Here is a 14,732-nt window from a genome sequence, read left to right on the forward strand (position 1 = left end):
GTGTTACTCAACCATAAAGGTTATTGGAATTATATAGCGAACACTTACATTTTTTCCGTTGTGTTTTCCTGGAATAAATCGCGGTAGTTTTTCAAACTGTTTTTTGAGTTCTTCTTTAAGTAAAGGATGCGGTGCTCTAGTTTCAATTTTACTTACATTACCTAAACTATCAATTGTAATTTGAGTCAACATTTTCTTTTTTCCTTCTGATAATCCTAAGTTTTCAATAGTAGAAAAATCAAAGTTTTTTGTTACAAATTCATTCATTTTTCGTTCAAAGTTCTTTTCCCATGTTTCATTTGCTCTTTTAACAACACCTTTAAATCTTGGTTGTTTGTCTACAAAACGAAAAGAATGAAATTCTTGAACCTTCTTTTCTTCAGTTATAAGATCTCCCATTACCGGTTCAATTCCATCTCTTCTTTCAACGTAATTTTCTACAATAGGTACACCTCCAATATCTATAACTTCTTCTTCAATTATGTCTCCCATTACCTCAACAATTACTTCTCCTTCTTCAACAATTTCTATTTCTTCAGGTTTAGGTAAACCTCCAACAACAGGTACTTCTTCATTAGTAACAGTTTTGGTTTCACAAGAAGTTTTCATTGCAGAATCTTTCGGATTGAAAACTGTTAAGGAATCTATTGTTTTTTCAATTTTAGTAATGCTATCAATCAACATCACTTTCTCTATTTTCTGAGTTTTTTGTTCTGTTTTACAACTGAATAATGTTGTTCCCATCGCAATAAATAGCGCTAGAAAAAACAGTTTTTGAAATGATAAATTCGTATTGAAAACAGTATCTGGTAATTGAATTACTATAGAATCTAATTGTTTTCTGTAGAAATGACCACAAACTCTTTTTCCTTTATTTTCTGTAAGATATTCTTGAATTTCTTTTGTCGATTTTTTAGTAAAATCAACTACAGTTTTAGAACAAGAAGCACAAAATCTTCCTTTTTCATTTGGGGTCATTTTTTGCCAGTTTTCATGACAAGGTTCTGGAATAGTAATCTTATAGTTTTTCATAGTCTTTTAGCTTTTCATTTGGGTTGCAAATACTATTCCAAAAAAATCTTCATTTAAAATACTTACATTTGAAAAAAACACCCCAATGGAGCATTCAGAAGAAAAATTAATGTCGAAAAAAAAACCTGCTTTTCCTATCAATCACTTTTTAAATGATTACTTGATAGAACACAGCAGAAATATTAAGATTCCAATTTTTTATGAAGATTTACTTCGCTTTCAAGGCTCTGTTGTTGTGTATGATAAGAACGATGAAGATACGCTTTGGGTTCGTGTTTATTTTTCTGAATTTGATCGACAAGAAATTGATTTGAGTTTAAAGAAAGTCTACAACATTTTACACTCCAACGGTAACGAAGACAACATTCAATATTTAAATATTGATGCTGTTGATTATTGTACTTTTGGAAACTCAAAACCTTTCCGTGTGAAAGTGAGAAATGTTTTGAACGATAACTACACGTATTTTTACGTTAAAAAAACAGATGCTTCACGTGTTTATGGTTTAGAATTAGAGCATATTTTATCGCCATACAATCTTAACTTTTTGGTGTATAAAGACACTTTAATCGAAGAACATATTGCCGGAATTCCTGGAGATACATTTATTAAAGAAATTTTACCGAGTTGTACTGAACCTGAAAAATCTCAAATTGCCAAAGAGTTTGTAAAATTTAACGAACGTTGTATGATTCGTTTGCTAGGTGATATGCGTTCGTACAATTATGTGATTGTTCCTACCCACGATTTTGATAGTGTGGTATATAAAATTAGAGCAATTGACTTTGATCAACAATGTTTCGAAGGAAAATTTAAAGTGTATTATCCGCAGTTTTTCAAAGAAAATTATCCAATGGTACAATTAGTAGGAGATAAGCTTCAAGAAAATTCTATTGAACAATATAAATTAGAAGAAAGATCGATTGTAGCTAAACGTATTTTATCTTCTGAAGATCGTTTAAATGAATTAATTTTTTGTATGAAAAATGATGAGATTTCTACAAATGAAAACATAGATCGTTTAAAAATGCAGATTCACGATTTTACAAAAGATATTTCTTTTAAAAAGAGTAAAAATATGGGGGAAGTTTTAGAAAATGCTCTTGATTTTGTACGACGAAATTATGAAGATGTAACTATGCGATAAGTTTTATGGGATTAGATAGTGTTGAACTTATTGTTACTGTAGAGAAAATCTTTAAAATTGATATTCCAGATGAAGAATGTGAGCAAATCTACACTGTTCAAGATTTGATAAATGCTGTAACTAAAAGGATTTTACATCAAAATAATAAAAGAAAAGACCTTCTTTTTAACCGCCTTAAAAAGGCAATCTTAGAAACTACATCAAGTACAATAACCATTGAATTAAAAACCCCGATAATGGACATTTTTAAGCTTAATAATTTAGACTTTCAATGGAAAGATTTAGAAAGATTTTTACAACTTACACTACCAAAATTGGTTCCTTTAGATTTTAACGATAAATTAGATACTCATGTCAAAATTTTAGGTTTAAAAATTTTCAAACGTAGATCACCTGTAACAAAGGGTAATATCGGCCAATTAGTCGACTGGATAATTTCTTTGAACTATCAAAAAATCATTGATATTACAGAATCAATCTCTGAGTATGATATCCAACGAATAGTTGTTGGAATTGTAAGTGATTCTGTTGGTTTACCTGTGAATGAGATTGAACTTCGTCATGCTATGACAACAGATTTAGGTATTGACTAATTTACTTTTTCTTACTTCGAATACTTTCTATAACTACAGTAGCTAAAATTAAACTTCCACCGATTAATGTATTCATATTTGGAATTTCGTGTAAGAAAATGAATGCTAGAATAATTCCGAAAATTGGTTGTACACTACTAATAATACTTGTAGTTGATGCTGTAAAAAACTGGAGAGAATATACCATTAAACTATGTCCGATTGCTGTAGTTAAAAAAGCCAACAATAGTAAATATGGTAACTGACTTTGTACACCAGAAATATCCATAAAAAATAGTGTAGGGAAGAGGCAAACTGAAATAATTACGGTTTGATAAAACATTAAAACCACACCGTTATACTGACTAACATAACGTTTTAAAATCAAAATTCGGATGGCATAACACAATGCTGAAATTACTCCGAAAATCATACCTTGAACGGTTGTGTTTTCAAAAGTAAAATCTGGTGATAAAATGTATAAACCAAGTAAAACTAAAACTCCAAGAACAATATAAATCGGATTGAATTTTACCTTTAAAAAAACCGGTTCTAAAAAAGCAATAAGAACAGGAAATGTATATAAAGACAACATTCCTACTGCAACATTCGAAAGTTTTAATGCATAGAAATAGGTAATCCAATGGATTCCCATGAAAACACCTGCAATAAGAAATGGTAAAAAATGACTTTTAGATTTTAACGATAACGGTTCTTTTTTAATTTGTAAAAACACAAATAAAATTACCATAGCAAAAGCTGCTCTAAAAAAGATAATTACTTCAGAAGGCATGGCAATATATCGACCTAAAACTCCCGATGTACTGATAAAAAAAGTAGCTAATAGTAAGCCTAAAACCTTTTTAAAATGTGAGTTATTCATTTGTGTAACTTTCTATTTTAATAATCGCAATATCATCTGTAGGAACATAATCAAAGTTTCTTTCTAAGGTCTTAATTTTTGACTTTAATGTCATTGATTTTTCTTCATGTAAAAGAAAACAAATAATTTCATTTTCAGACTTATACGTTTTACTGTTTTTTAAGTTTTTAAAAGCAAAAATTCCATCTGTGGCTAAACTAAGTGTTTTAAAATTAGGAACCGTAATTTTTTGTGTTTGATTATGATACCAATTATGAAAAGAATCTTTTAAATGATATGCTAAATAATTAGGTTTATCACTACTTTCAAAATCATAATGTTTTTGATTAACAGTAACTAAACCATCTCCAGCTATTAAAATTTCTGTTTCTTTTGTTTCTGTATTTACAATAGCCAAAATTAGAGTAGAAAGTAGTTCATAAACATCTAGATCTAACAGGTTTTTAATTACTTTTAGTTCATTAAAAAATTGTTCGGAAATAGTATATAATTTATCCGATAATTTCGTTTTTTCTTTTGTGATAAAGTCTTTGTGGAACTCTTTTTTACTGATGTTTCTTAATAGTTTCCCGAATAAAATTGAGGCGAAAACAGATTCATTTCCAGATGAGCAACCATCAAAAACAGCCACTAATCTTTCATGATCAGCTGTATTCTCAATAAGTAAAAAGTCTTCGCAATGGTTGGTGTGAAATTCACCTATTTGAAGTATATAATCTATGTGCATTCCCTGCAAAAATAGGGAATGACTTTTAACTACTATAATTTTACTTTATAAAAATCTTATTCAAGATTTTTCTTGTTTTTTTACTATTGATTTTCAATTTATCATTTAAAATTTTTCCTTTGTCTGATAACAAAACTACTGTTGGAAAAGAAGAAATATTATAGGTTTTCACAAACTTTCCTTTAGATCCATTGAAAAATAAATGTGTTCCTTTTTTATTCGTTTTTTCAACAATATTTTTCCACTTTTCAAAATCCTCTTTTTTATCTACAGAAATGTTTACAAAAACGATATTATAATCGTGGTAATCATCTTTAAGTTTTTCAATAGTTTTAAAATCTTCGACACAAGTTTCACACCAAGAAGCCCAAATATTCATTAGAATATAATTGCCTTTGTATTCTGAAAGTTTTACTTCCTCTTCATTTTCTGTTAGAAAATCGAACTTAGATAAATTTTTAGACGCTTCTACCAAACGAACCTGATCATATTTCACTCTTGCATCAGCAATTAATTCTAGTGTAGAAGAATTCGATTTAATTAAGCTGTAATAGTCTCTTGTTCTTTTTGGAGTGTCTTTACTCATTAATTCAAACAAACTCTCTAAAACACCTTGTTTTAAAGCATCAGTGCGAATTGAAGACAAGATATCTCGCATCATTTTTAGATTCTCAGCATTTTCAAGATCTTTTCGCCATTTTAGAATACTTAACTCTGCGTAAGAATTGTATTTTTCAAAAAGATGATCGGTATCAAAATGAATATGACTTAGTGGTTCTAAAAACCTTTTTGAAGGATTAATACTATCTTTAAATTGATAAAAAGATTTAGCATCTTCAAACCTTAATAGATCTAAAGAATAACCAAACTGAAGGTTTTTCATTTCTTCATCAACAAAATCTTTATCTAAGTTTCCAGAGAATAAAATTCCATAGAGACCTTTGTAGTAACCGTCGATTTTACGGAGATACGCATTTTCATCTCCTTCATAAAATTCACGATCGAAATACTTTCTTGTATTTGCATTTCCATTTAAACGCGAAGCGTTTTTTTCTGATAAAAACTTATTGATTGAAGCTCCTTTGCCAGAAAACTCCATTGAATTTCTAAAATCTTCCGAGTCAAATTTTATAGTAAGTTCATGTTCTGGTTTGATATACAGAACTACTTCTTCATCTTCTTTTTTTAAGTAGTAATATCCTTCATCTAAACTTATTTTTTCTAATTCGAAGTTTAGTTCTTTTAGTGTGATGTTTCGCACTACTTCATTTGTCACTTTTCGAATCGAAAAAGTGCTTCCAATTGTATCATTTTCTATATTAAAAAATATCTTTTGTCCAAATAAACTAGTAATACTAGATAATAATAAACAAGTAACTATTTTTTTCATAATCATTACGTTACACACTACAAATTAACTCATTTATCTCTCTATTAAGCAATAAATATGCCTAAAATAAATCTTTCTATTATTTTAAAAGCTTGTTTAAAAGCTGCTTTGTTTTTTCTTGAGATGGTTTGCTTAAATGACTTTCTACGATTTTTCCTTCAGGAGAAATTAAAATAAAACGAGGAATCGAACTTACACCAAAATCACTCACAAACTCAGAGTTGAAAGCGTTATCTGAAAACAACTGCACTCCATTTAATTCCTTTTCATTTAACATCTTTTTCCAAAGGTCGTATTCTGTCTTTTCATCTACTGAAATTCCTACAAAAACGATGTTTTTATCTTGATATTGTGTGGCCATTTTTTTTAAATGTGGTACTTCCTTTAAACATGGCGTACACCAAGTTGCCCAAATATCAATAAACACATATTTCCCTTTAAAATCTTTTAAAGATACTTTGTTTCCGTCTTTATCTTCAAAAGTAAATCCAGGTGCTTTTTTACCAATTGCTGTAGATTTTACCTTATTGTATTTTTTTCTTGCTTTGCTGACAAATTCTTGATTAGGAACGTATTTTCTAATCAACTCATAGTAAAACTTCGACTTTTCTGGTGTGTCTGAAATTCGATATAACGCATCTACAATTACATCAACAAAAATTTGATTGGTTTTAATTTTTCTGAACGAAGTTTCCATTTCCTTAAAACTCGTCGCTTTTTTTAATTCTTTCTTCCATTTACTAGATGCTAAATTCTTGTAAGACGGATAAATACTATACAATTTTGCGTCGTCGTAATACACATCTTTTAACTCTCTAAAGAAATCAGCATTTAACTTTGGTTCTTTTCCTGTACGATATTTTATTGCGTGTGGATAGTAAAAAACATCATTTAAATAATTGAACTGTAAGTCTACCAATTCGTGTTTTCTAAAACTCTCATCATCTACTTTATTTAATAATCCTTTTAGCTCTTTATGAATCCCTCTAATTTTAGATAAATACTCATTTTCACTTCCGTTATAAAAGCTATCAGCATCTTTCCAACGTTCTTTTAACAACTTCTTTTTTGCTAACAAATAATTATTTACCTCTGCTCCTTTACCAGAAAAACTTATCGTTTTATTAAAATCTTTAGCATCAAAATGTACCTCTAAATTAAATTCTGGCTTTAAATAGATGTAAGTTGAATTACTGTTTTTTCTAAGTAGAAAATAGCCCTCAATTCCTCCAAGATCTCCAGTATTAAACTTTGTTCCTTGAATTGGTATTTCCTTCACCATTTTCTTATGAATGTTTCTTAATGAAAAGGTTACATCTTGCGATGAGTTTTTTGCCGTACCATAAATGGATTGTCCAAATATTGATGTCGTACAAAATGCTAAGCTTAAAATTGTTATCGTTTTTTTCATTCTTTTCCTTTTTTCTTTTTGAATTTGACGACAAATGTACATATTCTTTTTTTCAGGTATTTATAACGGATTTTAAGGCTGTATTCGACTATGTTTTTCGCCATATTAAGGAATAAAAAACAGGCGCCTTCGAGTACCTCAGACACCTATTTTATATATTACACTTTTTGCAATGTTTCTAAAGCTTTTTTAACTGTATCAATCTTAATAAATGTGATTAACAATCGTAAACCATTTTTGGTTTGCTTTTCTTTCATCACACAGCTTTTAGAATTGTGCTGTACATACTTCAGCATTTTGGTAAATGCTTCTGTTTGATAGAAATCACTTTGCTGATCAGATACAAAATACCCAATCATACGTTTTTGTTTTAGAATGATTTTCTCTAATCCTAATGATTTTGCTAACCATTTGATACGAACAGAATCTAGTAAATCTTGAACCTGAGTTGGATATTCACCAAATCGGTCGATTAAATTGGTTTCAAAAACTTGTAGTTCTTCTTCTGATTCTAATTCGCCTAATTGTTTGTATAAATTCAAACGTTCTGTAATAGAATTCACATAATCATCTGGGAATAAAATCTCAAAATCAGTATCAATTTGAACTTCTTTTACATATTCTTTCGGACCAGCATTTTCATCAACAGGATATAAATCTTTAAATTCATTTTCCTTCAGTTCTTCAATCGCTTCCTTCAGAATTTTCTGATAGGTATCGAAACCAATATCGTTAATAAATCCACTTTGTTCTCCTCCTAATAAATCTCCAGCTCCACGAATTTCTAAATCTTTCATGGCAATATTCAATCCGCTTCCTAATTCAGAAAACATTTCTAAAGCCTGAATACGTTTACGCGCTTCTTCCGTCATCATATGATAAGGTGGCGTGATAAAATAACAGAATGCTTTTTTGTTAGAACGTCCTACACGACCACGCATTTGGTGTAAATCTGACAATCCGAAGTTATTGGCATTATTAATAAAAATCGTGTTGGCATTTGGTACATCTAATCCACTTTCAATAATTGTCGTTGACACTAAAACATCGAACTCTCCATTCATAAAAGCCAACATTAATTCCTCTAGCTTTTTCCCTTCCATTTGTCCGTGTCCGATTCCAATTTTTGCTGAAGGAACCAAACGTTGTAACATTCCGGCAACTTCTTTAATATTCTCGATTCTATTATGAATAAAAAATACTTGACCTCCTCGTGAAATTTCATAGGAAATCGCGTCACGCATAGTTTCTTCCGACAAACGAACCACATTGGTTTCTACTGGATGACGGTTTGGTGGTGGTGTTTTTATGACTGATAAATCACGCGCTGCCATTAAACTAAATTGTAACGTACGCGGAATTGGCGTTGCTGTTAAAGTTAATGTATCTACATTTTCCTTAATGGTTTTTAATTTATCTTTTGCTGCAACTCCGAATTTCTGTTCTTCATCAATAATTAATAAACCTAAATCTTTAAACTGTACATTTTTGTTCGTTAATTGATGTGTTCCAATGACTATATCTATAGAACCATCGGCAACACCTTCTAAAACGCCTTTTTTATGTTTTGCGGTACGAAAACGGTTTAAGTAATCTATTTGTACAGGAAATTGTTTTAAACGCTCAGAAAACGTCTTAAAATGCTGAAATGCTAAAATTGTAGTGGGTACTAATACCGCAACTTGCTTTCCGTTGTCTACAGCTTTAAAAGCGGCACGAATCGCAACTTCTGTTTTTCCGAAACCAACATCACCACAAACTAAACGATCCATTGGTTGATCTTTTTCCATATCGGTTTTTACATCTTGAGTTGCAGAAAACTGATCTGGCGTATCTTCATATAAGAAACTCGCTTCTAACTCATGTTGCATGTGCGTATCTGGACCAAAAGCGTGTCCTTTTTCTAATTTACGCTTTGCATAAAGTTTGATTAAGTTAAAGGCAATTTCTTTAACTCGAGTTTTCGTTTTTTGCTTGATTTTCTTCCACGCATTCGATCCTAGTTTAAAAATCTTTGGTGGTTTTCCATCTTTTCCATTGAATTTAGAAATCTTGTGTAGCGAGTGAATACTCACATACAAAATATCGCGATCGCCATAAATTAATTTAATCGCTTCTTGTTTCTTTCCTTCAACATCGATTTTTTGTAATCCTGCGAATTTTCCAACTCCGTGATCGATATGTGTTACATAATCACCTTTTTCTAAATTGGTTAATTCTTTTAGCGTAATCGATTGTTTTTTGGCGTAGCCATTTTTCAGTCGGAACTTATGGTAACGTTCAAAAATTTGATGATCGGTATAGCAAACTATTTTCTGATCTTCATCGATAAATCCTTGATAAATCGGAAAAACTACGGTTTCGTAATGTACCTCAACATCGGCATCTTCAAAAATATCATGAAAACGCTGTGCTTGTTTTTCATTGGCACAGAAAATATAGTTAGTATATCCTTTGGAATGATGAACATTTAAATCTTCGATTAATAAATCGAACTGCTTATTAAACGATGGTTGTGAACGGACTGAGAATGAAATCTTACCGTCACCCTGAACTTGTTTCAGGGTCTCACCTGAGTGAGCAGCGCTTTTATCTGGATGAGATGCTGAAACAAGTTCAGCATGACGCTTGTCCAAATAAGCCACAGTAAAATCTTGCAATTGATTTTTAATCAATGTTCCGTCGCAGAACAATTCTGATGGTTTTGAATGTTTAATGTCTTCCGACAGTTTTTCAAATTCTACTTCCGCTTTGCGGAAAAATTTATCGAGATTTCCGGTAAGTAAATCCTGATTTTTAATCAGCAATACCGTTTTTGCCGAAATATATTTTAAAAAGCTTTCTCGCGATTCTTGTAATGCCTTGTTTTCTACATTTGGCATAATACTCACCTTGGTGAGTTTTTCTTTCGACAATTGTGTTTCTACATCAAAAGTTCGGATGCTGTCTACTTCATCACCAAAAAATTCGATTCGATACGGTTCGTCGTTTGAGAATGAAAACACATCTACAATTCCTCCACGTACTGAAAACTCTCCAGGTTCGGTAACAAAATCAACTCGATTGAAATTGTATTCGAATAATACTTCGTTGATAAAATCGAGAGATAAATTTTCACCTTGATTTACCTTGAGTGTGTTTTTTTCCAGTTCTTTCTTCGTTACTACTTTTTCGAATAGCGCAGTAGGATAGGTAACAATTATCGCTGGTTTTTTTCGTGAATTGATACGGTTCAGCACTTCCGATCTTAACAATACATTGGCGTTGTCGGTTTCTTCAATTTGATACGGACGACGATACGAACCAGGATAAAACAGTACGTTTTTTTCTCCCAGTAATTGCTCCAAATCGTTTAAATAGTATGCCGCTTCTTCTTTATCGTTACAAATAAATAGAAAAGGTTTATCGGCAGTTTTAAAAGTTTCGGATATCACAAAAGACAACGAAGAACCGACCAAATTCGATAATTGAAAGTGGTTTTTTTCTTGTTGTAAGGCCTGTTGTACCAAAGCTACCTTTGTAGCATTTTGGTAGTAGTTTACAATGGTTTGCTTACTCAACGGTAAAAATTTTGAGCAAAGATACGGGGATAGATCAATATTCTAAAAAAACAATATTAAAAACTAACTTTTATTACGATACTTATTCATCTCATAATTTGGTGGAGTTGGTTTAAAATGATTATTCTTTTCTTGAAGAATATTATTAAAAGACTGAAAAACCCTCAATTTTTCAATATCAATAAAAGCTGTTAGAATAGAAACATTTTCACCTCCCTTAATTTTAGCAATATCTCGAAGATAAGATTTAGAAGGTTGATTTATTCTAGAATCGCCATACTGAGAAGTATTAACTTGTATTATATAGGCATGGATATCTCTAGAAACACTTTCTACAATATTTGAAAAATACGTTAAATCTCTATTATGTTCGATGGCAACAAGAAAATCTACATTTCCTCTAAAAAGACTTCTTTTTTCAATATCACATAATTCAAAGCAATTAAATGAACTAAACATCAAACCTTTCCACAAGTATAAACGTAATTTATCACTTGAAAACTCTGCTTTTAAAGGTAATGAATAATCTTTACGTCCAATAATTTGATTAACTTCATCAGGAGAATAATCTTTTTTTAATCTAAAATCTATATACAGGTTTTTATATCCTTTAAATTTAAAGGGAAGAGTAGTTAAGATATAATTATAAACTCTATTATTCTTCGTAAAATGCTCAACACCTGCAATAATACCAATGCTATTTAATCTAGAAAAATTTGTTAAAATAGAAACCCACTGATAGGGTAAACATATTTCTGGAAAAATTATAAGTTCACATTTATTCTTTAGTGCTTGGTTCAAAATAACATTCAATTCATTTAATCTATTAAACGATAAATTTGGTTTACCAAGCATTGAAGAAATTGAATTCTTTGAATTAACTTTAATGTTCGCAATAGCTATTTTTAATTTATCACTTTTTGGTTTATCCGAAATAACAACACTTTTGATTAAATTTGACTTAACTGCTTTAAAGTTTCTAGGATACACGTTTCCATATCCTTTATTTTCGTCCAATTTATTAAATTTCAAATACTCTTCTAATGCTTTCTTTTCTGGATTAAATGCTCTATCAAATTTTTCAAAATTCCACCTCTTTAAATAATGGAAATAAACTATTTCGTGATAGTGTATAAATCTCGGCGAATACTTTATTTTGAAGGGATCAATCTTAAATTTAGTGTTTTTTTCTACAACTTGATTTGTATATGAAAAGTCATCAGATTGTTTACAGTAATTCAATAAAGGGAAAAAAGAATAGTTCTGCCTGAACATATTAGCTTCAATTAAAGAATGAGCATCATTATTAATTTTTTTTAAATATTTATTGATGTCATTTTCAGTTTTACTGAATAAAAACTGTTTAATAACCTTCTCCTTAAAAAACTTTCTATTCAAAGTTGCAGACATTGAAATAGAATAATGTAAGTGATTTTTTAAAGTTTCAATTATTGACTTTTTCACATTTTCAATTTCACTTGAAAGTGAATTCGATATCTCAATACTCGAAATTATTAATGATTGAGCTTTTATAAAATCAATTAAATGATTTTCAGCTTTATTAATTACAAAGAAAGTAATCACTTTTTCCCATAATAAATTTAATTCTAAACTTCTAACACCAGAAAAATAATCAAGAATCTTTGACGAAATATTATCGAGTTCTTCTTTATCTAGTTTTTTTGAATATTGAGTTGCAGATATTAACTTTCTTAGATGCTTTGAAGCTCCAAGTTTATTGGTTTTAATTCCATCGATAGATCTTATTTTATTTACCGTATCTGAATATATTAACTCATATGATTCTGAATTGAAAGTTTCAAAAATTTGTTTTGCTTCAGGTTGTAATCTAAATTCACTACTGTTTTTCTTAATCTCCTTTTCAAACTTGTTTAAAATCTCTATTGATTCACCTTCAAATAAATGATATAATTTTACCTTTTCATCCTGAAAAATTAATGTATTCCCTTTTATTTCAATATTGTAATCATTTTGATTATCAATGTTTCTTACGATTCTCAAGTTTTCATTCCAGCAATCTTGATTAATTAAATATTTGTCTAAAAAAACGGAAACGGGATCTTTATCATCTTTAGAAATTTGTGGATTTGAAATAACTAAAAGAATATCATCAACATATCTTCCATAATACTCAGGCTTTATATTATTTTCAATTCTTTTATCTAAATCAATTAAATAAAAATTTGAAAGAATACTAGAAGAGAGTAAACCTATTGGCAAAATATTTTTCGAGGTATTTAAAATTCCTTGTTTATTAATTATTTTTCTGTATTCTTCATGAACTTCAAATAAAAAATCATTTAACCATTTGTAATCTTCAGGTACATATTTTATAATTTCTTTTTTTTCTAAATCAACAGAATTATAATATTCTTTAATGTCTAAATTAAGTATTGCAACATCATTTTTCTGATTATGGATTTCTTTAGCTTTTTTTATCGCATTATCTCTCCATTCATTATACTTATTAAAGTACTTTTCAAATAAGTGAATAGAATTATTATCGAATACTTGCTCTTCGTCTCTTTGTAAAATATTTCCATAACAGTTCTTAGATAAATGAAAGTCAAGGTTTTTACCGATCTTCATAATCCAAAGTACAGAAATAACATGAATTTCAACTGGACAATTTATAAAGGGAGTTATTTTTGTAACTTGATAGGAATCTTGAATGTTTGAGTTAGAGAAGTAAAATGAACTATTTTCAGAAATAGTATTCTTTTCAATTCTTTTTGGAAAAACGGAATAAGTTATTTCTGAAAATAAGTCGCATAGTTCTTTGTTATTTATATAATTACTTATTTTTTTTGCAAGCAATCTAAATTTTTCATCTACATCCCTATCTCTTTCAAATTCAGAAATTTTCATTCTCAAATCCAGCGAAAAGTTCTCGTGATAAATATAAGATTTTAGCTTTCTGTAAGCATATTCTAAATCTCTAATTAATTCGAAATTATTCATTATATTATTATATATAAATTAGCTTTAAGATCTGTGAATTTCTTAAAGCTATAGAGTCATCAAAATAGATTTAATAAAAATGAAGGAATAGGAGGATTATTCTATTACTTTATCTTCTTTCGGTTGCTAAAGAAAATAAAATTATTTAGGGTTGTTTACCTGTAACATAGGGGAAAAACACCCTTTTTTTGGTCAGTGATCTGTTGTCAGTAAACAATGATCAATGTTTTATTAGTGTAATTTTGTTTTTAACCATTAGAAATCAGATTATTATAATCTAACCATGATGAGAAGCTGAAATACTGAAATAAATTCAGCACAAGTAAATTCAGCTTGACGAATGTGATGTTCCAAGATAAACACTTGTATTTTAAAAGTCGTGAATAGAAAAAATGAGTTATACAATTGTGTCTTACTCGATACATGTATTTATCATTCTTTGTCTTGATACAAAGAACCAAAAATCAAGACTTCAGATCATCAACTAAAAATCTTCGAACTAATTCTAAAATAAAATAACTCGGCGTTGCCTCAAACAAATTTTATTTCTTAACGAATTTATTCTCTATTTTCTTTACGTTGATTCTCTGAGGTCAGAATTCAATAAAGTTTAAAAAACAACGTTACAGGAAGCTGAAATGAATTTAACTTGGCGAATGTGATGTTCCACGATAAACGTCATACAGAGATTAAGCCATAAAATCCACCGAAAGAAACGAGCAAAATGAAAAGCTGTTTGAGCGATAGCGAGTTCTTTTCATTTCGTTTCGAGGATGTGAGTTTTATGTGTGAAAAGCTATGAAGACTAGATTTTTTTGTTTAGTTCAGTCATTTTTTATTGGTTTAAGTCTTCATGAATCTCCTAAAGTCGATTTCTTTTTTCATCAATGGAAAAAAGAATGAAAGGTATAATGTTTCTTAATCGATAAATATATTTGTTATTATTTCCTTTCTTTTTCTTGACAAAACCTTTCGACTTTCGCTCAAGACAGGCTTCACAAAAGTCAAGACTTCAGATCATCAACTAA

9 protein-coding genes are annotated in these 14,732 nt (G+C 29.5%); 2 read left to right on the top strand and 7 right to left on the bottom strand.

Going from position 1 to position 14,732, the window contains the following annotated elements:
- Window positions 1–3: 3 nt before the first annotated feature.
- Complete coding sequence (locus tag ACSIGC_RS10755) at window positions 4–1,032, bottom strand: energy transducer TonB (protein WP_442264824.1); 1,029 nt, start codon at window positions 1,030–1,032, stop codon at window positions 4–6.
- Window positions 1,033–1,117: 85 nt separating this feature from the next.
- On the opposite strand from ACSIGC_RS10755, the gene ACSIGC_RS10760 reads away from it, so the two are divergent.
- Both ACSIGC_RS10760 and ACSIGC_RS10765 read left to right on the top strand, forming a co-directional pair.
- Window positions 1,118–2,179 (top strand): hypothetical protein, encoded by a 1,062-nt coding sequence (locus ACSIGC_RS10760; RefSeq protein WP_442264825.1) that lies wholly within the window; start codon window positions 1,118–1,120, stop codon window positions 2,177–2,179.
- A gap of 5 nt (window positions 2,180–2,184) precedes the next feature.
- Entirely contained in the window at window positions 2,185–2,772 is a 588-nt protein-coding gene (locus ACSIGC_RS10765; protein ID WP_442264826.1) for a phosphopantetheine-binding protein, read from the top strand.
- A gap of 1 nt (window position 2,773) precedes the next feature.
- On the opposite strand, the gene ACSIGC_RS10770 is transcribed toward ACSIGC_RS10765, so the two are convergent.
- The 6 genes from ACSIGC_RS10770 to ACSIGC_RS10795 all read right to left on the bottom strand — a co-directional run bounded on the left by ACSIGC_RS10770 (window position 2,774) and on the right by ACSIGC_RS10795 (window position 13,704).
- The gene (locus ACSIGC_RS10770) at window positions 2,774–3,634 is read right to left on the bottom strand and encodes a DMT family transporter (protein WP_299678164.1); all 861 of its coding nucleotides are present in this window, start codon (window positions 3,632–3,634) and stop codon (window positions 2,774–2,776) included.
- Window positions 3,627–4,361, bottom strand: coding sequence for a protein phosphatase 2C domain-containing protein (locus ACSIGC_RS10775; protein ID WP_442264827.1), 735 nt, complete (start codon window positions 4,359–4,361; stop codon window positions 3,627–3,629). The genes ACSIGC_RS10770 and ACSIGC_RS10775 overlap by 8 nt, the downstream gene beginning before the upstream one ends.
- Before the next feature lie 40 nt (window positions 4,362–4,401).
- Window positions 4,402–5,751, bottom strand: coding sequence for a TlpA family protein disulfide reductase (locus tag ACSIGC_RS10780; protein ID WP_442264828.1), 1,350 nt, complete (start codon window positions 5,749–5,751; stop codon window positions 4,402–4,404).
- 79 nt (window positions 5,752–5,830) lie between these two features.
- Window positions 5,831–7,162, bottom strand: a complete 1,332-nt coding sequence (locus ACSIGC_RS10785; RefSeq protein ID WP_442264829.1) for a TlpA family protein disulfide reductase — start codon at window positions 7,160–7,162, stop codon at window positions 5,831–5,833.
- A gap of 158 nt (window positions 7,163–7,320) precedes the next feature.
- Window positions 7,321–10,722 (bottom strand): transcription-repair coupling factor, encoded by a 3,402-nt coding sequence (mfd, locus tag ACSIGC_RS10790; protein WP_442264830.1) that lies wholly within the window; start codon window positions 10,720–10,722, stop codon window positions 7,321–7,323.
- A 63-nt stretch (window positions 10,723–10,785) separates the two neighbouring features.
- On the bottom strand, window positions 10,786–13,704 hold the full coding sequence (locus ACSIGC_RS10795) for an RNA-directed DNA polymerase (protein ID WP_442264831.1): 2,919 nt from the start codon (window positions 13,702–13,704) through the stop codon (window positions 10,786–10,788).
- Window positions 13,705–14,732 lie beyond the last annotated feature (1,028 nt).

The sequence above is a fragment of the Tenacibaculum aquaeponti genome, assembly GCF_052084715.1.
Taxonomy (GTDB): Bacteria; Bacteroidota; Bacteroidia; order Flavobacteriales; family Flavobacteriaceae; genus Polaribacter.

What these genes read in the sequence shown, in the direction of transcription:
- ACSIGC_RS10795 (WP_442264831.1), bottom strand. Translation starts at nt 13,704, where the DNA reads ATGAATAATTTCGAATTAATTAGAGATTTAGAATATGCTTACAGAAAG.
- ACSIGC_RS10775 (WP_442264827.1), bottom strand. Translation starts at nt 4,361, where the DNA reads ATGCACATAGATTATATACTTCAAATAGGTGAATTTCACACCAACCAT.
- ACSIGC_RS10785 (WP_442264829.1), bottom strand. Translation starts at nt 7,162, where the DNA reads ATGAAAAAAACGATAACAATTTTAAGCTTAGCATTTTGTACGACATCA.
- ACSIGC_RS10770 (WP_299678164.1), bottom strand. Translation starts at nt 3,634, where the DNA reads ATGAATAACTCACATTTTAAAAAGGTTTTAGGCTTACTATTAGCTACT.
- ACSIGC_RS10765 (WP_442264826.1), top strand. Translation starts at nt 2,185, where the DNA reads ATGGGATTAGATAGTGTTGAACTTATTGTTACTGTAGAGAAAATCTTT.
- ACSIGC_RS10755 (WP_442264824.1), bottom strand. Translation starts at nt 1,032, where the DNA reads ATGAAAAACTATAAGATTACTATTCCAGAACCTTGTCATGAAAACTGG.
- ACSIGC_RS10760 (WP_442264825.1), top strand. Translation starts at nt 1,118, where the DNA reads ATGGAGCATTCAGAAGAAAAATTAATGTCGAAAAAAAAACCTGCTTTT.
- ACSIGC_RS10780 (WP_442264828.1), bottom strand. Translation starts at nt 5,751, where the DNA reads ATGAAAAAAATAGTTACTTGTTTATTATTATCTAGTATTACTAGTTTA.